At 71.3% G+C, this 19346-nt stretch carries 17 protein-coding genes and 1 pseudogene; 15 read left to right on the forward strand and 3 right to left on the reverse strand.

Translation table 11 applies throughout. From position 1 onward, the window contains the following. Nucleotides 1-44 precede the first annotated feature (44 nt). The 7 genes from ACFVV1_RS12280 to ACFVV1_RS12310 all read left to right on the forward strand — a co-directional run bounded on the left by ACFVV1_RS12280 (nucleotide 45) and on the right by ACFVV1_RS12310 (nucleotide 9695). Nucleotides 45-458, forward strand: coding sequence for a hypothetical protein (locus ACFVV1_RS12280; protein ID WP_389988511.1), 414 nt, complete (start codon nucleotides 45-47; stop codon nucleotides 456-458). Nucleotides 459-560: 102 nt separating this feature from the next. Continuing rightward, nucleotides 561-2663: a phage holin family protein gene (locus ACFVV1_RS12285; RefSeq protein ID WP_389988514.1), complete on the forward strand. Its 2103-nt coding sequence runs from the start codon at nucleotides 561-563 to the stop codon at nucleotides 2661-2663. Nucleotides 2664-2710: 47 nt separating this feature from the next. Beyond that, nucleotides 2711-4822 carry an NAD-dependent DNA ligase LigA gene (ligA, locus tag ACFVV1_RS12290; RefSeq protein ID WP_389988517.1) on the forward strand — a complete coding sequence of 704 codons (2112 nt, stop codon included), beginning with the start codon at nucleotides 2711-2713 and terminating at the stop codon, nucleotides 4820-4822. A gap of 160 nt (nucleotides 4823-4982) precedes the next feature. Next, on the forward strand, nucleotides 4983-5837 hold the full coding sequence (locus tag ACFVV1_RS12295) for a rod shape-determining protein MreC (protein ID WP_389988520.1): 855 nt from the start codon (nucleotides 4983-4985) through the stop codon (nucleotides 5835-5837). After that, complete coding sequence (locus ACFVV1_RS12300; RefSeq protein ID WP_389988523.1) at nucleotides 5834-6430, forward strand: hypothetical protein; 597 nt, start codon at nucleotides 5834-5836, stop codon at nucleotides 6428-6430. The genes ACFVV1_RS12295 and ACFVV1_RS12300 overlap by 4 nt, the downstream gene beginning before the upstream one ends. 30 nt (nucleotides 6431-6460) lie before the next feature. Beyond that, on the forward strand, nucleotides 6461-8800 hold the full coding sequence (secD, locus tag ACFVV1_RS12305) for a protein translocase subunit SecD (protein WP_389988526.1): 2340 nt from the start codon (nucleotides 6461-6463) through the stop codon (nucleotides 8798-8800). 145 nt (nucleotides 8801-8945) lie between these two features. Continuing rightward, a complete protein-coding gene (locus ACFVV1_RS12310; protein ID WP_389989073.1) occupies nucleotides 8946-9695 on the forward strand; it encodes a YoaK family protein in 750 nt (249 codons plus the stop codon). Here ACFVV1_RS12310 and ACFVV1_RS12315 read toward each other — a convergent pair. Beyond that, nucleotides 9685-10530 (reverse strand): helix-turn-helix domain-containing protein, encoded by an 846-nt coding sequence (locus tag ACFVV1_RS12315; protein WP_389988529.1) that lies wholly within the window; start codon nucleotides 10528-10530, stop codon nucleotides 9685-9687. The two genes, ACFVV1_RS12310 and ACFVV1_RS12315, sit on opposite strands and share 11 nt — an antisense overlap. A 63-nt stretch (nucleotides 10531-10593) precedes the next feature. Between ACFVV1_RS12315 and ACFVV1_RS12320 the strand changes: the two genes are divergently transcribed. The 7 genes and pseudogenes from ACFVV1_RS12320 (at nucleotide 10594) to ACFVV1_RS12350 (ending at nucleotide 16004) form a co-directional block, all read left to right on the forward strand. Beyond that, entirely contained in the window at nucleotides 10594-10899 is a 306-nt protein-coding gene (locus ACFVV1_RS12320) for a 4a-hydroxytetrahydrobiopterin dehydratase (RefSeq protein WP_389988532.1), read from the forward strand. A 276-nt stretch (nucleotides 10900-11175) separates the two neighbouring features. Next, complete coding sequence (locus ACFVV1_RS12325; protein WP_389988535.1) at nucleotides 11176-11919, forward strand: class I SAM-dependent methyltransferase; 744 nt, start codon at nucleotides 11176-11178, stop codon at nucleotides 11917-11919. A 214-nt stretch (nucleotides 11920-12133) separates the two neighbouring features. Further along, a pseudogene (locus ACFVV1_RS12330) lies at nucleotides 12134-12316 on the forward strand (AraC family transcriptional regulator); the annotation flags it as partial. Continuing rightward, a complete protein-coding gene (locus tag ACFVV1_RS12335; protein ID WP_389988538.1) occupies nucleotides 12313-13245 on the forward strand; it encodes a class I SAM-dependent methyltransferase in 933 nt (310 codons plus the stop codon). The pseudogene ACFVV1_RS12330 and the gene ACFVV1_RS12335, both read left to right, overlap by 4 nt. Before the next feature lie 328 nt (nucleotides 13246-13573). Next, on the forward strand, nucleotides 13574-13822 hold the full coding sequence (locus tag ACFVV1_RS12340) for a hypothetical protein (protein WP_389988541.1): 249 nt from the start codon (nucleotides 13574-13576) through the stop codon (nucleotides 13820-13822). After that, nucleotides 13819-14976, forward strand: coding sequence for a CaiB/BaiF CoA transferase family protein (locus tag ACFVV1_RS12345; RefSeq protein WP_389988544.1), 1158 nt, complete (start codon nucleotides 13819-13821; stop codon nucleotides 14974-14976). The genes ACFVV1_RS12340 and ACFVV1_RS12345 overlap by 4 nt, the downstream gene beginning before the upstream one ends. A gap of 431 nt (nucleotides 14977-15407) precedes the next feature. Continuing rightward, nucleotides 15408-16004, forward strand: a complete 597-nt coding sequence (locus ACFVV1_RS12350; RefSeq protein ID WP_389988547.1) for a hypothetical protein — start codon at nucleotides 15408-15410, stop codon at nucleotides 16002-16004. A gap of 565 nt (nucleotides 16005-16569) precedes the next feature. On the opposite strand, the gene ACFVV1_RS12355 is transcribed toward ACFVV1_RS12350, so the two are convergent. Continuing rightward, the gene (locus ACFVV1_RS12355) at nucleotides 16570-17052 is read right to left on the reverse strand and encodes an RICIN domain-containing protein (protein ID WP_389988550.1); all 483 of its coding nucleotides are present in this window, start codon (nucleotides 17050-17052) and stop codon (nucleotides 16570-16572) included. An 87-nt stretch (nucleotides 17053-17139) separates the two neighbouring features. Next, nucleotides 17140-17976 carry an aldo/keto reductase gene (locus tag ACFVV1_RS12360; RefSeq protein ID WP_389988554.1) on the reverse strand — a complete coding sequence of 279 codons (837 nt, stop codon included), beginning with the start codon at nucleotides 17974-17976 and terminating at the stop codon, nucleotides 17140-17142. A 323-nt stretch (nucleotides 17977-18299) separates the two neighbouring features. Between ACFVV1_RS12360 and ACFVV1_RS12365 the strand changes: the two genes are divergently transcribed. Further along, a complete protein-coding gene (locus ACFVV1_RS12365) occupies nucleotides 18300-19346 on the forward strand; it encodes a chitinase (protein ID WP_389988557.1) in 1047 nt (348 codons plus the stop codon).

Consider the following 19346-nt stretch of genomic DNA (forward strand, 5'->3'; position numbering starts at 1 on the left):
CGGAGGGGTAGGGTCGCCGATACGCCCAGCACGGGGGAACGGCCATGGGGGACGCAATGGACGTACGGGTGGCGGCCATCGCCAGTCTCACGCCGCTCGAGGAACTCGACAGCGATCCGTTCCTCGTGGACACCCGCAGCCAGCACGACATGTGCGCCCGCTGGGCCGCCGGCAAGGGATACGTCGTCACCCGGCAGCTGCGCTTCTACGGACTGCGCCCCGACCATCACGCCCTGTGGACGGATGTCGAGAGCGGCGAGGTCGAGGTGTTCGTCGCGGCCAACGACCGGGTGCTGGCGCGGGCCCTCACCTCGGTGCCGGAGTTCGCCGCGGAGTGCGAGCGGCGCGGCGTACGGCTGGAGATCGCGGGACTCGACGAGCCTCCGTACAGCGCCCGTACCAAGGCGAGCGTGCACCGCAGGCTCTCCATGCCGACCGCCGGATACGACGGCTGCTGACCGTTCCCCCGACCGCTGTCGCCGACGGCCCACGGCCCCGCTGTGCAAGGCTGGGGGGTCAGGGCCCGGAACGGCGGGGGCCGGACGTGAGGTGGGAACGGCGTGGGTGACGGGCGATGGCGAACAGCCGGCAACGCCCTGATGCGGGTGATTGTGGTCTGGGCGGTCTCGACGCTCACGATGCTGGCACTCGCCGGGATTCTGCCGGACTTCCAGCTCCAGTCGGACAACGGCGACAGCATCACCAAGATCGCGTTCACCGCGGCCTGGGGTGCCGGAGCGTTCGGTCTGCTCTCCGCACTGGTCTGGCCGGTTCTGGTACGGGCGCTGCTCATCGTGCCCGCACTCGTCCTCGGGATGCTCGTCTTCTTTCTGAACGGTTCGCTGCTGCTGCTGGCCCTGCGGCTCATACCGGACGGGCGCGGCGCCGCCAACCCGGAGACCGCGGTCGTCGTCGCGGCCGTGATGTCCGCCGTCGCCTCCGCGACCTCCACGGCGCTCGCCGTCCGCGACGACAACGCCTACCGGCGCCGCCTCTCCCGGCTCGCCGACCGCCGCAGACGGCGCAGCGGTGCCGACAGCGGGCGCAGCGGACCGCCCGGCACCGTGTTCATCCAGCTCGACGGCGTCGGCCACGACGTGCTCGTCCGCGCCGCCGGCTCCGGCCTGATGCCGACCGTCGCGCACTGGCTCGCGGACGAGGACGGCCATCGGCTCACCCCCTGGCGCACCGACTGGTCCAGCCAGACCGGCGCCAGCCAACTCGGCATCCTGCACGGCAGCAACCACGACGTCCCCGCCTTCCGCTGGTACGAGAAGGAGACCGGCGACGTCATGGTCTCCAGCCGCCCCGCGAGCGCCCTCGAGATCCAGCGCCGGGCCATCGCCCGCACCCATGACGGGGGGCTGCTCACGGTCGACGGCGCCAGCCGCGGCAACCTCTTCAGCGGCGGCGCCGATCAGCTGGCGCTCGTCCTGTCCATGGCGGCCCGGCTCGGCAAGGGCCGCCGTTCCAGGTCGGGGTATTTCGCCTACTTCTCCGATCCGGCCAACGCCGTACGCACCGCACTGTCGTTCGTCGCAGAGGTCTGCCGCGAGATCGGCCAGTCGACCCGGGCGCGGATACGGAAGGACACGCCCCGGATCAAACGCGGTGGGTTCTACCCCTTCATCCGGGCCTTCGCGACCGTCGTCGAACGTGATGTGGTGGTCGCCGCCGTCATGGGGGACATGTTCGCCGGACGCACCGCCGTCTACGCCGACCTCGTCGCGTACGACGAGGTGGCGCACCACTCCGGACCGCACAGCCGCGACGCGGAGAAGGTGCTCGCGCGCCTGGACCGCTCGCTCGCCCTGATCGAGAAGGTCGCCGAACACACCCCGCGCACCTACCGGATCGTGCTGCTCTCCGACCACGGACAGAGCCCCGGGGAGACGTTCGCGGGAGCGTATGGGCTGACGCTCAAGGACCTGGTGCGGGCGGGCTGCGGGCTGCCCGTGCCCCGTCGGGCGCAGCGCACCAGCAGCGGTTCGGAGGCGCGTGACGCGGTACGGATCGCCCTGCACCGCCGGCCGGTCGAGGAGGGCGAGGCGGAACATCGCGCGAAGCCGTCCGACCCGGTCGTCCTCGCCTCCGGCAACCTCGGCCTGATCTCCTTCCCGGACATCGAGGGACGCGCCTCGCGCGAACAGCTCGACCGGAGCCGTCCCGCACTGCTCGGCACCCTCGCCAACCACCCCGGCATCGGCTTTCTGCTGGTCCGCAGCGAACGGTACGGATCGGTCGTCCTGGGCCGCGGGGGCATCGAGGTTCCGGTGTCGGAACTGAAGGACGGGCAGGGGCCGCTGGCGTCGTTCGGCCCGGGCGCGGCGGCCGCGGTGCGCCGCACGGACACCTTCCCGCACGTCGCGGACATCATGGTGAACTCGATGTACGACGAGGGCACGGGCGGTGTGCACGCCTTCGAGGAGCAGATCGGTTCGCACGGCGGTCTGGGCGGCGAGCAGGCCCGGCCGTTCCTGCTGTGGCCGGCGGAACTGTCGGCGCCGGTGGCGGAGGGCACGGAGCTGGTGGGGGCCGAACAGGTGCACGGGGTGCTGCGGCGGTGGCTGCGGGAGTGCTCGGGGCCGCAGATCCCGCTGGCGGCGCCGGGCGCGGTGGGTGGCGCCGACGAGGCGGACGGAACGGTTCAGGCGGTCGGCTGAGGGCCGTCGTCCCTGCTGGGAGGGCGTTGTCAGTGGTGGGCGGCAGGATGGGGGACATGACGAACTCCGCTGTTGTGCTCGCCGATACCGCCGCCTACGCCGCCGCGGTCGAAGAAGCGTCGCAGGCCGCCGCCGCGTACTACGCCACCGGCGAGAGCACGCTCGACGACGATGCGTACGACCGGCTGGTGCGGGGGATCGCCGCATACGAGCACGAGCACCCGCAGGAGGTGCTGGAGACGTCCCCGACCGGCAAAGTGGCGGGCGGCGCCGCGGGCGGCGACGTGCCGCACACGGTGCCGATGCTGTCCCTGGACAACGTCTTCTCGGCCGAGCAGTTCGCCACCTGGACGGCTTCGCTGGAGCGCCGGATCGACAGGCCCGTCGCCGCGTGGAGCGTGGAGCCGAAGCTCGACGGCCTGGCTGTCGCCGCCCGCTACCGGGCGGGCCGTCTGGAGCGGCTGATCACCCGGGGCGACGGCACTGCCGGCGAGGACGTCTCGCACGCGATCGGTACCGTGGCCGGCCTCCCCGAGCAGCTCGCCGAGCCGGTGACGATCGAGGTGCGCGGCGAGATCCTCATGACGAACGAGCAGTTCGAGCAGGCCAACACCCTGCGCACCGAGCACGGCGGCGCCCCCTTCGCCAACCCGAGGAACGGCGCTGCGGGCACACTCCGAGCCAAGGACCGCGCGTACACGGTGGAGATGACGTTCTTCGCCTACGGTGCCCTGCCGCTTCCCGGGACCGGCGAGCTGACCGACACCCTCGCCGAACTCCCGCACAGCGAGGTCCTGGAGTACGTTGCCGGGCTCGGCGTGCACACCGCGGCGGACACGGACGTGGCACCGCGCACCGTCTCCACCGTCGAGGAGGTGCAGAGCCGGGTCGCGGACATAGCGGCGCTGCGTGCCTCGTTGCCGTTCGGTATCGACGGCATCGTGATCAAGGCCGACCTCGCGGCCGACCAGCGCGAGGCCGGTTCCGGGACCAGGGCGCCGCGCTGGGCCATCGCCTACAAGCTCCCCGCCGTGGAGAAGGTCACCCGGCTCCTCGGCGTCGAGTGGAACGTCGGCAGGACCGGCATCATCGCGCCGCGCGCCGTGCTCGAACCGGTCGAGATCGACGGTTCGACCGTGAGCTACGCCACGCTGCACAACCCGGCCGACATCACCCGCCGCGATCTGCGCCTGGGGGACCGGGTGATGGTCTACAAGGCGGGCGACATCATCCCCCGTATCGAGGCGCCCGTCGCCCATCTGCGGACCGGTGAGGAGCAGCCCGTCGTCTTCCCCGAGGCGTGCCCGCAGTGCGGCTCCGAGATCGACACCAGCGAGCAGCGCTGGCGCTGTGTCCGGGGCCGCGACTGCCGTCTCGTCGCCTCCATCTCGTACGCGGCGGGCCGCGACCAGCTCGACATCGAGGGCCTCGGCGCCACCCGGGTCGTCCAGCTCGTCGACGCCGGTCTGGTGGCCGACTTCGCCGACCTCTTCACCCTCGACCGGGAACAGCTGCTCGGCCTGGAGCGCATGGGCGAGACCAGCACCGACAACCTCCTCGCCGCCATCGGAACGGCACGGACCCAGCCGCTCTCCCGGGTCTTCTGCGCGCTGGGGGTACGCGGCACCGGGCGCTCCATGTCACGCCGTATCGCCCGGTACTTCGCGGACATGGACCGGATCAGGGCGGCCGACGCCGAGGCGCTCCAGCGGGTCGACGGGATCGGCAAGGAGAAGGCGGCGGGCGTCGTCGCGGAGCTGGTGGAGCTGGCCCCGCTGATCGAGAAGCTGGTGGACGCCGGGGTCAACATGACGGAGCCCGGCGCGACGCCGCCGCCCGCACCCGGCGAGGAAGGCACGGAAGCGGCTGCCGCCACGGACGGCCAGAGGGCCGTCGGGCTGCCGCTGGACGGGATGACCGTGGTGGTGACGGGCGCGATGACCGGCGTACTGGAGAAGCTCTCCCGGAATCAGATGAACGAACTGATCGAGCGGGCCGGCGGGAAGTCCTCGTCCAGCGTCTCCAAGCGCACCACGCTCCTGGTCGCCGGGGAGAAGGCCGGATCCAAGCGCACCAAGGCGGAGGACCTCGGCATCCGGATCGCCGCACCGGACGAGTTCGCCGAACTGATCGCCGGACACCTGCCGTCGGAGGTATGAGGCACTACGGAGACCTCGCAACGCCCGAGCCCTTGGATTTTGCCTGGGAGTGGCTTTCTTTGCCTCCCTATTGCATAGTGAGGGCTCGGCCATGCCTCGCTATCAGCGGGTCCATGGATAGGCGAACGGCCACGGTGGCGTGCAGGGGGAGGAGGCGCGGATGCATTCGTCGCACGACGGACCGCGACTCGACCGGTCCGTCCGCCGGGAGTACCGCGGCCTCACCCGCGGGCTCGCCCTCGACCTGGGCAGTTCGCGGACCCGCGCCTGGATGCCGGGACGCGGCGTCATCGCCGACACCGAGGCGTGCGGCGACTTCGGCGCCGAGCCGGGGCTCGGCCGCCCGGTCCGGCGGGGACGCATCGTCGACCCCGTGTCCTGCGGCCGGATGCTCGGCCGTATCGCCGATACGGCCCTGGGCGCGGACCGCACCGACACCGTGATCGTCCTCAGCCACCCCGTCCTCGCCGGGGCCGAGCACCGCGCCGCAGCGAAAGAACTGATTGCCGCACTCGGGCCGGTGAGCGTCATCGCCCTGGACAGCGCGCGGGCCGCCGCCGCGTGCGCCGGGCCGCAGGACGGCGGCCCACTGCTCGTCGTCGACATCGGCGCCGAGCTGACCGAGGCGACGCTCCTCGTCGACGGACTGGTCCGTGACGCGCGCCAGGCCGAGACGGGACTGAGCGACCTCGACCCCTCCGAGCCTCCCACCGCGGTCGTCCGCACCGTCCTGGACATGGTGACGGAGATGTGGAAGCAGGACCGGCACGGCGCCGTCCTGGGGGCCCTGCGCAAGGGCCCGTTGCTCGCCGGGGGCGGCGCCGCCCGCGCCGACATCACCGACCGGATCGCGGTCCGCCTCGGCGTTCCGGTACGTCTCGCGGACGACCCGGCGACCACGGTCGTACGCGGCGCCGGGCTGATCCTCAGCTCCGTGCTCCGCCGGGCCGGCGAGGCACCGGCCCGGCGGGAGACCGCCGGCACGGCACCGGCCCAGCCCGGCCGAGAGCGGTGACCCCCCTCCCGGGGCCGCCCCCGGGGAACGCGCCCCCGAGGTCACGACCGGGCACCTCGGCACGTCGCGGCCGCGCGCAGGAGGCCCGGCAGCTCGTCGTCGCCGTCCTGCTCGCCGTGCTCACCGTCATCGGCGGCGCCCCCGCAGCCGCCGGATCCTCGCTCCCCGCCCGGCCGTTCGCCGGTGTGCCGCCCTCCGTCGCTTCCTCACCCGGCGCCCATCAGCCGACCCTGCACAGCGACCGGACCGCCCGCACCGGCACCGCCCACGACACCCACCGCACCCACATCCGCACGGCCACGGCGACCGACGGCCACCGCCCGGTACCGACGCCCCCGCCCCGGCCCAGGGCCGGGGCCGACCACGCCCGCACCGCGCACCATCTCCCGCCGCCCGGCCCCGACATCCTGCTGCCCGGCGCACCGGACATCCGCGTACCGCACCGCGCGCACCGACAAACACCCGCCGCACCCCCTCGTGCCACCGACCGCTTCCGCGTCGCGCTCCCCGGCGTACGCGGGCCTCCGGGGACGGCCGTTCACCGGCCACCGGTCCCGTCCCACACGCACGCCGTGCCGTCCTCGCCGAGGTGAGGGCGCCCGGCGTCCCCTCGGAGGAAACCCATGACTCGCGCCACCACGGTGCGAGCGGTTCTGGCTGCGGCCGTCCTGCTCGTCTCCGTGCTCATCACGCTGACCATGTCACCCAGACTCGGCCTCGACCTGCAGGGCGGCACCAGAATGGTGCTCCAGGCCAAGGACTCCGACACCGCGAAAGCGGACCGCGAGAGCACCGACCGCACCCTTGAGGTGCTCCGCCAGCGCATCGACTCCCTCGGCGTCGCCGAACCCACCCTGACCCGCTCCGGCGAGGACCGGATCATCGTCGAACTCCCCGACGTCCAGGACCCGCGCAAGGCCGCCGAAGTCATCGGCAGAACCGCTCAGCTCAGCTTCCACGCCGTCCAGGGCCCCGGCACCCAGAAGGACGACAAGGCCGGCACCGAGCCCGACGACAAGGCGGACGGCACGACCGGCGACGGGCTGACGCTCCCCGACGAAGAGGGCCGCCCCCTCGCTCTCGGCCCGACCAGGCTCTCCGGCGCGGGCGTCAAGGACGCCACCGCTGCGTTCGACGCCCAGCAGGGCGCCGGCTGGACCGTCTCCCTCGACTTCCACAAGAAGGCGGGCCGGGACTGGACCCGGCTGACCGGCGAAGCGGCCTGCCACCCGGTCCAGGACGACCGGCGCCGCGTCGCCATCGTCCTCGACCAGCAGATCATCTCCTCGCCGCAGGTCTCCCCCTCGGTCGGCTGCAACGTCGGTCTGCCGTCCGGCTCGACCCAGATCACCGGCTCCTTCAGCGCCGACGAGGCCCGCGAACTGGCCCTGCTCATCAAGGGGGGCGCCCTGCCGCTCCCCGTCGAGATCGTCGAGCAGCGGACCGTCGGCCCGACGCTCGGCGCCGCCGCCATCGACGCCAGTGCCCAGGCCGCCCTCATCGGCGCCGCGGCCACCGCACTCTTCATCACCCTCGTCTACCGGCTCTTCGGCGCGCTCGCCGCCGTCGCGCTCGCCGCCTACGGACTGATCTCCTACGCGGCCCTGATCGCCCTCGGCGTCACGCTCACGCTGCCCGGCCTCGCCGGATTCGTCCTGGCCATCGGGATGGCGGTCGACGCCAACGTGCTCGTCTTCGAACGGGCCAGAGAAGAATACGCGCAACACCCGGGCCGCACCCTGCGCTCCTCGCTGACCGCCGGATTCCGCGGTGCCTGGAGCGCCGTCGCCGACTCCAACGTCACGACGCTGATCGCGGCCGGACTGCTCTTCTTCCTCGGCTCCGGACCCGTGAAGGGCTTCGGTGTCACGCTCGCCATCGGTGTGCTGGCCTCGATGTTCTCCGCACTTGTCATCGCCCGCGCACTCACCGAGATCGCCGCACGCTCACGATTCGTCAGCGACTACCGGGGCATCAACGGCATTGCCTCCCTCGGCCGGGTACGCACCTGGCTGACCCGCCGCGATCCCCAGCTGATGCGGTTCCCACGCCGCTGGCTGCTGGTCTCCGCGGCACTGGTCGCCGTCGCCGTCCTCGGTATCGTCGTACGAGGCGTCAACCTGGGCGTCGAATTCACCGGCGGCCGGCTCGTCGAGTACTCGACCAGCAGGCCCGTCGAGGTGGAGCGGGCCCGCACCGCCCTGGCCGACGCGGGCTTCGGCGACGCGGAGGTCACCACCGCGGGCGCGGGCGACCTCTCCGTACGTACCGGAAAGCTCGACAACGACGGCGAACACGCCCTGCGCGCCGCCCTCGCGAAGGAGGGCGGCGAAACCACCAAGGTCCGCGACGAACTCATCGGCCCCAGCCTCGGTGACGAACTCCGGCGCAACGCCCTGATCGCGCTCGCCATCGCCATCCTCGTGCAGCTGGCCTATCTCGTGATCCGGTTCCGCTGGACGTTCGCCGTGGCCTCGGTCGGGGCGCTGGTCCACGACGTCATCATCCTGGTCGGCGCCTTCGCCTGGCTCGGACGCACCGTCGACGGCATCTTCCTCGCTGCCCTCCTCACCGTCATCGGATACTCCGTCAACGACTCCGTGGTGGTCTTTGACCGGGTACGGGAACTGTGGGCGAAGGCCCGCCGCGTACCCATCGCCACGGTCGCCAACCGGGCCGTTCTCCAGACCGTCCCCAGAACGGTCAACACCGGAATGGGCGCCCTGTTCATCCTGACCGCACTGGCCGTGCTGGGCGGCGACTCCCTCGCCGACTTCGCGCTCGCCCTCCTGATCGGCGTCTGCGTCGGCACGTACTCCTCGGTGCTGACCGCCGTGCCGGTCGCGCTCGTCCTGGAACAGAGCAGCAAGGCCCCGCCGCCCGCCCGTAAACGTGCTCCCGGACGCCGGTCCGGTACGCGGACGGCGCGCCGGGATCCGCTCGACAACGGAGCACGCGTATAGCCGCTCCGGAACGTACGACGCCCCCGCCCTGAAGAAAGCCGGGCCTCCTTCAGGGCGGGGGCGACATGCGTCGGTCGTGGAGTTCCGTGCGCCGGGGGCGGCACAATTCCGAGCACCCACCTGTGATCGGAGCGAGCCCGTGACCATGCCCGTGTCCCTCGTGCTGCGTGAGGCCTGGTCCACCGTCGTACCCGACATGAACGACCGGCACGGACCGCTGCCTCCCCTGATGCTCGCCCTGACCGTCGTGACGGGACTGGTCGACGCGGTCAGCTACCTGGAACTCGGCCGGGTCTTCGTCGCGAACATGACCGGCAATGTGGTCTTCTCCGGCTTCGCGATCGCCGGAGCCCCCGGCTTCTCATTCGCCGCCTCGCTCGTCGCACTCGCCGCGTTCGCGGCGGGGGCGCTGCTCGGTGGCCTGATCGTGCACCACGCGCCGGCGCATCGCGGCCGGATGCTGATGTACGCACTCCTCGTCGAGACCACCTGTGTCCTGGCCGCGCTGCTCGTCACTCTGGCATCCGGACATCCGTACGTCGGCGGGGTCCGTTTCGCGCTCATCGCACTGCTCGGACTCGGACTCGGGATGCAGAACGCCGTGTCCCGGGCACTGGCGGTCCCCGACCTCACCACCACCGTGCTGACGCTGACCATCACCGGCATCCTCTCCGACAGCCGGCTCGCGGGCGGAGCCGGCAGCAAGGCCGGACGACGGGTGCTCTCGGCCGCCGCCATGATGACCGGCGCGCTCGTCGGAGCCATGGCCGTACTGCACGGGCACCCGAGACTTCCCCTGCTGCTCACCCTGGCGCTCCTGGCCGCGGTGACCACGGCCGCGATCGTCCTGGCGCGTGCCGACGCCCCCTGGGTCCGCCCGATCGTCAGGAAGTGAGGGACCGCAGATGGTCGGCGGTGGCCCGGTCGGCAGGCAGGAACGTCTCGATGGCCAGCTCGGCCACCGTCACATCCATCGGCGTATTGAACGTTGCGATGGAGGAGACGAACGAGAGCACCTGCCCGCCGTGCTCGATGTGCAGCGGCAACGCGAAAGGCAGCGGCGACGCGGGGCCGGACCTTTCGATCGTTGCGTCGCCGCCCCCGGCCGGCCCGGCGTCGTCGGCCCGGTCCGTACCTCCGGGCGCGGGATAGCCGGCAACCTCCTCGTACAGCTCACGCAGCTCCGCCGACCGGGCCAGGGCGATCTGGCGCTCCATCTGCGCCAGCAGATCGGCCCGCCACTCCCGGAGATTACGGATGCGCGGAGCCAGGCCCTCCGGATGAAGGGTGAGCCGCATGGCGTTCAGCGGCGGCGCCAGCAGATGCCCGGCCACGCCCTCCAGCAGGATCGTGATACCCCGATTGGCCGCCACCACGTTGTACATGCCGTCGACGACGAGCGCCGGGTACGGGTCGTACCCCTGGAGCAGCCGGTCCATCCCCTCGCGCAGCGCGCCGAACGCCGGGTCGTCGAGCGCGGTCTGTGCGTAGCGGGGCGCGTAACCGGCCACCACCAGCAGAGCGTTGCGCTCCCTGACCGGGATGTCGAGGTGCTCGGCCAGCCGCAGGATCATGTCCTCGCTGGGCCGGGAGCGGCCGGTCTCGACGAAGGAAATGTGCCGGGCCGAGGAATCGGCCCGGAGCGCCAGCTCCAGCTGGCTGATCCGACGCTGCTCCCGCCAGCTGCGCAGCAGCGGCCCTACCCCCGTGTCAAGCGCGACAGTTGTCATACCCAGACCGTAACGTCACCGGCACCGTCGAACGGAACCGATCGCTCGTGAGGGAGTCTCAGCATGCCCGCCGCACCGTTGTCGCAGAAGGAGATCGAGGAGCGTCTGGGTGATCTGCCCGGCTGGTCGCTGGAGGGGGACCGGATCACCTGCACCTACCGGCTCCACACGCATTTCGCCGCTCTGGGGCTGACCGTGCACATCGCCCAGATCCAGGACGAGCTGAACCACCACTCCGATCTGACCCTCGGATACAACACCGTCAACCTGTCCGTGAACACCCATGACGCGGGTGGTGTGGTCACCGAGAACGACCTGAACCTGGCCGCGCGAGTGGTGGCGATCGCCCCCGGGCACGGCGTGAGATAGCCGGGCGAACGGGCACGCCGCCGCCGTGCGGTGGCATGTGACAGCACGACACTGAATCCGTCGGTGCACGGTGGCATGTCACAGCACGAAACTGAACCCGTCGCGGCATCCTCTCCGACAGCCGGCTCGCGGGCGGAGCCGGCGGCAAGGCCGGACGACGGGTGCTCTCGGCCGCCGCCATGAACGCCAGCTCCATAGACGCACGTTATGGTCCCGGCGGCGTACCGGCAATATGTGGGTGTCCAATCGGCGGAGGTCTGTCCTAGAGTCGGCCAGATGCTGGACTATGACACCGAGGCAGCCGTCTACGACGCCACGCGCGGCGGTGAGCCCAGGGCGGAGGCCGCGGCCTCCGCAGTGCTGGATCTGATCCCGTCGTCCGCCCACACCCTGCTGGACATCGGCTGTGGTACGGGACTGGTCACCGAGCGCATGGCCCTTGCCCGTCCCGGACTTCGCGTGTTCGGCACGGACGCCTCGTACGGCATGGCACGGGTCGCCCGGCGGCGGATCGGCACGGTGGCGCTGGCCGACGCACGCCGGCTGCCGCTGCCCGACGCGACGGTGGACGCGGTTGCCGCGATCTGGCTGCTGCATCTGCTGCGCGGGGAGGGGGATGCGCGGGCTGTGGTGTCCGAGGCGGCGCGGGTGCTGCGGCCCGGTGGTGTGTTCGTCACCACCGTCGACAAGGACGCCGCCCATGACGTCGGCAGTGACATCGACGTGGCGTTCGCTCCCTACCTGAACGCCGATCCGTCCGACGCCGCGGACCTCATCGTCAGGTACGGCTCGGAGGCGGGCCTCGACGTGGTGGGGGAGGCCCACTTCCTGGGCCACGGCCAGGGCAGGAGCCCATCGAGTGCGGCGCACACCGTGCGTGCGGGCTATTACGCCTCACGGCTGCGTCTGCCGGCGACGGCGACCGAACGGCTCGCCGCCGTCCTGACAGCGCTGCCCGAGCCCGACAGGCCGCGCGCCGACCCGCGCTACCGGCTGCTGGCACTGCGCCGGCGCGACTGACCCGGGACCACCCCTCGCGGGGCCCGGCGCGCCGTACCGCTCCAGCATCCGCGCGTACTCCGGCCCGGACACCGGCAGCCACCGCACCGCTCGCCCGCGGCCCGCGGTGGCTCCGACACCGCCTCCTCGAACGTCAGCAGCCGCAACCAGGTCAGCTCGTGCACCGCACCCGCCCGACCGTCCGCGCCGCACGCCGTGATCCGCGGCTCCGCCGCGGGAGACGGACGCCCCCGTCGAAGCGGTGGCACGGAAGGCCGGATACAGCCAGTCCTTCGCGTTCAGCGCCGCCTTCGAGCGCGTCCGAGGCGTCAGCCCCCAGGAGTACCGGCACGGCGGGTTGCCGAACCGGCAACAAATCTCGCCAGAACGCCGATGTGTGGTGAGGCTGTCCACATGAGCCAGCCCACCGACCACGGTCATCAGCACGCCACCACTCACGGCCACCGGCACAACGACCACACCCACGTGCAGCACCACGACACCACCGAATTCGACTGGGACGTCATGGGCCCGCTGCTGGAGCAGAACGCCGAGCTCAGCCGCCCGCAGTACGAGGAGGCCGCCCGCTGGATCGCCGGCCGGCCCACGGCCCCGCACGTGCGCAGGGTGCTCGACATCGGCAGTGGCCCCGGCGTGATCTCCTGTCTCCTCGCCGAGGTGTTCCCCGAGGCCGAAGTCGTTGCCGTCGACGGCACCCCGGCCCTTCTGGAACGCACCCGGGCCCGTGCCCAGCGGCTCGGTCTCGACGACCGCGTACGGACCCAGCAGGCCGAGATCCCCGAGAGCCTCGACGAGCTGGGGGAGGCGGATCTGATCTGGGTGGGCAACGCTCTGCATCACATGGGCGACCAGCGCGCCGTCCTCGCCGGGTTCGCCGCCCTGCTGCGCCCCGGCGGGACCATCGCCCTGGTCGAAGGCGGTCTGCCGCCCCGCCAGCTCCCGCGCGACATCGGCATGGGGCGGCCCGGTCTGGAGGCCAGGCTCGACGCGATCACCGCGGACTGGTTCGAGGACATGCGGGCGTCGCTGCCCGGCACCAAGCGGGAGACCGAGGACTGGAGCGCCCTGTTCACCGCGGTGGGGCTGGACCCGCAGGGCACCCGCAGTTTCCTGCTCGACCTCCCGGCACCACTCGCGGAGCCCGCACGCGACCATGTCATCGCCGAGTTCACCCGCCGGCGCGAGATGTTCGAAGAGGTGCTCTCGGCCGAGGACGTCGCCGTACTGGACCGGCTCCTCGACCCCGAGGACCCGGCCGGACTGCGTCACCGCCCCGATGTCTTCCTGCTCATGGCGCGCACGGTGCACCTGGGCCGACGGGGCTGACCTGTACCGACGGGGCCGTACGGGCTGACCTGTGCCGACCCGCGCGGTTCCGGGGACACCACGGGGCCGGGCGGGCCGGTGCCTTTGTTCCGGCGCAGTTGCGTGCGCCTGGTTCGCCGCGTTCGCGGCGGGTGCGCCGTGCTGCTTCGGTCGTCCCCCCGCACCGCCCATGGACGGATCGGAGTGCTCCCCGGCAGCCGAGTGGGACATCTCGTCCACTGCGGTGACGTGTGCTGTGGGCCCACGATGTGGCTTCGCGAGCCCGGCCGCCACCGGCCCGGCCGACGACACGTCGCCTCACGCGAGGACGCGTATCGAGAGGAAGCCCATGCAGCACCCATCAGCCATCCTGCCGCGCGCCGAGGGCGCCCACGTACGCCGCACCGCTGTCGAAGCGCCCCGCCGTGAAGACCCGCTGTGGCGCGACTCCGAGCCGGCCGGGTCCGGTCCGCATGTCTTCTTCGCCGGACCGCCGCACAGCGGCTTCGACCCACGTGAACAGGTCCGCGCCGCACGGGACGTCCCTACCGACACGGCCATGGCGTACGCACGCGGCTCCCGGACGGTGACCCGATGACCGCCGCCGTTCCCGGCCCCCTGTCGGGTGTCGTGGTCGCCGACTTCGGACGGGTGCTGGCCGCCCCGTACGCCACGATGCTCCTCGCGGACCTGGGCGCCGACGTCATCAAGGTGGAACGTCCGGGCTCCGGCGACGACACCCGGGCCTGGGGCCCGCCGCGCGCCCATGACGAATCCACCTACTTCCTGTCCGTGAACCGCAACAAACGGTCCTTCACCCTCGATCTCGGCACGGCGGAAGGACGCCGGCACGCCCACGAACTGGTGCGTCGCGCCGATGTGCTCTTCGAGAACTTCCGGCCCGGCACGATGGGCAAGTACGGGCTCTCCTACGAGGAGGCCCACGCGCTGAACCCCGGCATCGTCTACTGCTCGGTCACCGGATTCGGAGCCGGTGAAGGAGCCGCGCTGCCCGGCTACGACCTGCTGCTGCAGGCGGTCGGCGGGCTGATGAGCGTCACCGGGCCCGCACCGGGACAGCCCGTCAAGACGGGTGTGGCGCTCGTCGACGTGCTCACCGGACTGCACGCGGCCGTGGGCGTCATGGCGGCGCTGCGCCACCGCGACGCGGCCGGTGACGGCCAGCACGTCGAGGTCAATCTGCTGTCCTCGCTTCTGTCGAGCATGGTGAACCAGGCGGGCGGCTACACCCTGGCCGGTCAGGTGCCGGGCATCCTCGGCAACCGTCACCCGTCCATCGCCCCGTACGAGATCTACCGGGCGGCGGACCGGCCGCTGGTCGTCGCCGTCGGCAACGACCGGCAGTTCCACGCCCTGTGCCGGGGCCTGGGCGCCGCGGAGCTGGCCACCGACCCCCGCTTCGCGTCGAACGCGGACCGGGTCGCGCACGTCGACGCGCTGGCCGAGGAGATCTCCGCACGGCTCGCCCGGCGCACCGCAGCCGAGTGGTTCGCCCTGCTCACCCCGCTCGGGGTGCCCTGCGGTCCGGTCAACGACCTCGCCGGCGCCTTCGATCTCGCCGAACGCCTGGGCCTGTCCCCGCGGGTCACGCCGGCCGACGTGGGCCCCGGCGACCCCATGCGCCTGGTGGCCAACCCCATCGGGCTGTCCCGTACCCCGCCGCGGTACGAACGGCGACCGCCACGCCTCGGCGAGCACACCGAGGACCTCAGGCGCTGGCTGGACGGCTGACCGCCCGCCGACCAGCTCCTTCCAGCTCATCCGGCGCGAGCCGGCCGGCACGGCGCTGTCGTGCGGCGACGCCGCCGTGGAATGAGCTGCGGACCCCGTGGCGGCCAAGCGCGGACGGGGCCGTGGATGACCGGCATTCACGGCCCCCGGCCGCTGCCCGGACCGTGTCAATAGAAGACACGCTGCCGCCAGGGTGAGTGGGCATCAGAAAGTCCCCTGGACAGGCTAATAGCGGATCAATGTGCCTACGAATAAAGGCAATTGGCATCTCGTCCAATTATATGGAAATAGCATATGGCGTACTTTTTGTACCTCGAACGGTGTCCAGGCGTCGACCTTCAACGTGTCCGATATGACAGGTATGAGGGCCGTCAGTACGTTCATTCACGGGTCGACTGCTCAGCCGACCTCTCTGAGACAGGAGAAGCGACATGGTTACCCGTTCCACCATCGTTACAGCCGCCGTCGCGGCCGCTGCGGCACTGGCGGCCACCGGCATCACCTACGCCTCGGCCGCCCCCACCGAGCCGGTCCAGGCTGCCCCGGCCGTCCAGCAGGCCTCTCCCTATTCGGCTCTCGACGGCGGCGACGTCGGCAAGGGCGACGCCGGCAAGGGCAATGAGGGCAAGGGCAACGAGGGCAGGGGCAACGAAGGCAGGGGCTACGAGCGTCGTGGTTTCGAAGAGCGCCGTGAGCACTTCGAGGGCCGCATCCACATCAACGAGCGGACGTACTCCGCCGAGCCGGGCGGCTGCATGGTCGTGGTCAGCGGCCTCGGCGCCAAGAGCCTCAACATTCGCAACGACAGCCGCCGGTCCGTCGAGGTCTTCCGCGGAGCCACCTGCGACAACGGCGCCCCCATCGCCACCGTCGGACCGTGGAGCTCCAGCGACGGGGTGTTCCCGGGGCGCGTCAAGGGCGGCTTGAAGGTCAAGAACGGAGTGGTGGGCAGCTTCCGGGTGATCCACCGCTTCGAAGACGACCGCGGTGACCGCGGTGACCGCGACCGCGGTGACCAGGACTGGTGACCGAGTCACTCGGTTGACGTAGAACCCCGGCCCGCCGGAATCGGGCCGGGGCTCCAGTCAGGGCATCCGATCGGAGCGACCCGGTCGGATGCCCACACCTGAACGACGACTGACAAACCCAAACACCTGCCAGGTCATACTAAAGCCGGACGGCGAGGCACTGCCAGCCCGACCGGAACAGCCGCGCCGCACGCTGCTACCGTGCTCCGGTTCCGGTTCCGGTTCCGGTTCCTTTCCGGTTCCGGGACCGGGCTCCGGCTCCGGGATTCGGCTTCCGGACTCGTTCTCGGCCTGCGGCCCTCGGTGGGGCCCGGCGACCGGGCGGCAGAACGTGGCGTCGGCGCGGCAGACGCCGCCCACGTCCCGGCTGCCACGGAGCCGGCCGGCCGTACGGCCGGGATATCGGCGGCCGAGGAACCCCGCGGTGCTCGGAGGCACCTGACGGCGGGCCTTGGCCCAGGTGGGTGACGGTCCGAGCGGCACGGCCCCGAAGGCCGGCCACCCGAGTTCCGGTCCGCACGCATCCGCGCGTCCGCACACATCCGCCTGCCGGCCTGTCTCCGGCCTATGCCCCGGCGGTGTCCCGCACCGGCTCCAACTGCCACCACTGGCTGGGGGAGTCGGTGTCCTCCCACTGCTGGACACGGGCACCGTCCGCCGTGCTGCCGTCGGTGACCTCCAGGACGAGTCCGCTGATGAAGCTGACCAGCGTCACCACCCCCGGCGCCTCCAGGTGCCGCTCGATCAGCCATTCCTGGGCGCCGTAGTTGTTGGCCCGCCACTGCTGGACCGCGGCGCCGTTCTCGGTGGAGGCGTTGGCGACGTCCAGCCGCTTGCCGCTGTGGACGTTGACCAGGTGGTACAGCGCCGCGCCCTCGTGCACGGGTGAGAGCTGCCAGTGCTGGGCCGTCGAACCGCTCTCCTTGCCCTGCTGCACCGGGGCGCCACCGCCCTTGGCGGAGCCGTACACCTCCAGCAGCAGTCCGCTGCCCACATTGCGCAGCCGGTAACGACCAGCCGCGACGACGGGCGCGGTGTCCCCGCTCATGTTCCGGTTCCTTCCTGCGGAACGGACCGCCGCCCGGCTCGGCAGCCGGGCGGCGGTCCATGTGCGTCAACGGCGCGATGACAGGGCTCAGGCGCCGAGGTTGAACTCACCGGGATTCGGGCCGAGGCGCTTGCCCTCGTCCAGCGCGGCGAACGCGGCCAGGTCGTCGGCGTCCAGCTCGAAGCCGAACACATCGAGGTTCTCCACGATCCGGGACGGCGTCACCGACTTCGGGATCACCACATTGCCGGTCTGGATGTGCCAGCGGAGCACCACCTGGGCCGGTGTGCGGCCGTGCTTCCGGGCGATCGCGACGACCGTCGGCACTTCCAGGAGTCCCTTGCCCTGGCCCAGCGGCGACCAGGCCTCGGTCGCGATGCCGTGCTTGTCGTGGAACGCGCGCGACTCGGCCTGCTGGAGCTGCGGGTGGAGCTCGATCTGGTTGATCACCGGGACCACGGAGGTCTCGCCGAGCAGGCGTTCCAGGTGCTCGGGGAGGAAGTTCGAGACGCCGATGGCCTTCGCGCGGCCCTCGGAGTAGATCTTCTCGAAGGCCTTGTACGTGTCCACGTACGCGTTCTTGGCCGGTACGGGCCAGTGGATCAGATACAGATCGACATACTCCAGACCCAGCTTGTCGAGCGAGGTGTCGAAGGCGCGCAGGGTGGAGTCGTAGCCCTGATCGGCGTTCCACAGCTTTGTCGTGACGAAGAGCTCTTCGCGGGCGACACCGGAGGCCGCGACGGCTCTGCCGGTGCCCTCCTCGTTCTCGTAGATCGCGGCGGTGTCGATGCTCCGGTACCCGGACTCGATGGCTGTCGCGACCGCCTTCGCGGCCTCGTCGTCAGGCACCTGCCAGACGCCGAAACCGAGCTGCGGCATCTCGACGCCGTTGTTGAGGGTGATGGAGGGGACCTTGCTCACGAGCGGTCGATCCTTACGTCGTCGATTGGGATTCTCCTGAGCAACGATCGGCCTGCGCCATGCATTCCCCGCCGTCCCGGTGTCCGGGGCAGCCGCTGCCGGTCGGGCCCGGGGGCGCCCTGGCCGGGCCTCGGCCTCACCCGGTCCTGCCCCGATCGTGCTCCGATGCCGCCGGTCCGTGCCCGAGCTGTCCGAAATCCTGCGAACTCACGTACGGGCATGGAGATTTGGGCCCGCGCGGAGCATTGACAGATCGTTCTTCAGGGAATCCCATGCAGTGATGGTTAGGAACCTTTCCTAACGTCGCCCCGAAGGGAGCACCCGTGCACGCTGACCGCCCCCCACGCCGTACCGTGGCCGTCCTCGCCGGACTCAGCTGTCTGTTTCTGCCCCTGCTCGCCCAGATCCCCAAGGCCTCCGCCGCTTCGGAGGCCGACGGCCCGGAGGCCGGCTCCCTGTCCACCGCCACGGTGGCCGCGGGCCCCGGAGCGATGGCGGCGGCCCCTTACGAGTACCTGGGCTGGGGAAACCCGCAGAAGCCGACCGATGTGATGGCGGCGACGGGCGTGAAGTGGTTCACGCTCGCCTTCATCCTCTCGGACGGCACCTGCAACCCGAAGTGGGACGGCGACCGGGCGCTGACCGGCGGCTCGGACCAGGCCGCCATCGACTCCATCCGGGCGGCCGGCGGCGACATCGTCGTCTCGGCGGGCGGCTGGAGCGGCAACAAGCTCGGCGAGAAGTGTTCCAGCGCCTCCGCGCTCGCCGGGGCCTACCAGAAGGTGATCAACGCCTACCATCTCAGGGCGCTGGACATCGACATCGAGGACACCGAGTTCTCCAAAGCCACCGTGCGGCAGCGGGTGGTCGACGCCCTGAAGATCGTCAAGGCCAAGAACCCGGGCATCGTCACGTACGTGACCATGGGGACCACCCCGACCGGCCCCGACGCCAACGGCAAGGACCTCATCAAACGCGGTGCGGCCGCCGGCCTCGACAACGATGGCTGGGTCATCATGCCCTTCGACTTCGGCGGACACACCGGCACCATGGGCGCGGCCACGGTCGGCGCACTCGACGGCCTGAAAGCCGCCGTCAAGAGCGCCTACGGGTACAGCGACGACGCCGCGTACCGGCACATCGGGGTCTCCTCGATGAACGGGAAGACCGACGAGTCGGACGAGACGGTCACCACCACCGACTTCAGAACCATCCTCGGCTACGCGCAGCAGCACCACATCGCGCGGTACGCCTTCTGGTCCGTCAACCGGGACCGGGCCTGCGGCTCCGGCGGTGACGCGGACGCCTGCAGCGGGGTGTCCCAGTCGCCGTACGACTTCACCAAGATCGTCGTCCAGTACCAGGGCTGA

The organism is Streptomyces sp. NPDC058092 (assembly GCF_042884935.1).
GTDB lineage: Bacteria > Actinomycetota > Actinomycetes > Streptomycetales > Streptomycetaceae > Streptomyces.

Coding starts and splice junctions, on each gene's coding strand:
- secD (WP_389988526.1), top strand. CDS start 6,461: ATGACTCGCGCCACCACGGTGCGAGCGGTTCTGGCTGCGGCCGTCCTG.
- ACFVV1_RS12325 (WP_389988535.1), top strand. CDS start 11,176: ATGCTGGACTATGACACCGAGGCAGCCGTCTACGACGCCACGCGCGGC.
- ACFVV1_RS12350 (WP_389988547.1), top strand. CDS start 15,408: ATGGTTACCCGTTCCACCATCGTTACAGCCGCCGTCGCGGCCGCTGCG.
- ACFVV1_RS12355 (WP_389988550.1), bottom strand. CDS start 17,052: ATGAGCGGGGACACCGCGCCCGTCGTCGCGGCTGGTCGTTACCGGCTG.
- ACFVV1_RS12335 (WP_389988538.1), top strand. CDS start 12,313: ATGAGCCAGCCCACCGACCACGGTCATCAGCACGCCACCACTCACGGC.
- ACFVV1_RS12345 (WP_389988544.1), top strand. CDS start 13,819: ATGACCGCCGCCGTTCCCGGCCCCCTGTCGGGTGTCGTGGTCGCCGAC.
- ACFVV1_RS12340 (WP_389988541.1), top strand. CDS start 13,574: ATGCAGCACCCATCAGCCATCCTGCCGCGCGCCGAGGGCGCCCACGTA.
- ligA (WP_389988517.1), top strand. CDS start 2,711: ATGGGGGACATGACGAACTCCGCTGTTGTGCTCGCCGATACCGCCGCC.
- ACFVV1_RS12320 (WP_389988532.1), top strand. CDS start 10,594: ATGCCCGCCGCACCGTTGTCGCAGAAGGAGATCGAGGAGCGTCTGGGT.
- ACFVV1_RS12295 (WP_389988520.1), top strand. CDS start 4,983: ATGCATTCGTCGCACGACGGACCGCGACTCGACCGGTCCGTCCGCCGG.
- ACFVV1_RS12280 (WP_389988511.1), top strand. CDS start 45: ATGGGGGACGCAATGGACGTACGGGTGGCGGCCATCGCCAGTCTCACG.
- ACFVV1_RS12315 (WP_389988529.1), bottom strand. CDS start 10,530: ATGACAACTGTCGCGCTTGACACGGGGGTAGGGCCGCTGCTGCGCAGC.
- ACFVV1_RS12310 (WP_389989073.1), top strand. CDS start 8,946: ATGCCCGTGTCCCTCGTGCTGCGTGAGGCCTGGTCCACCGTCGTACCC.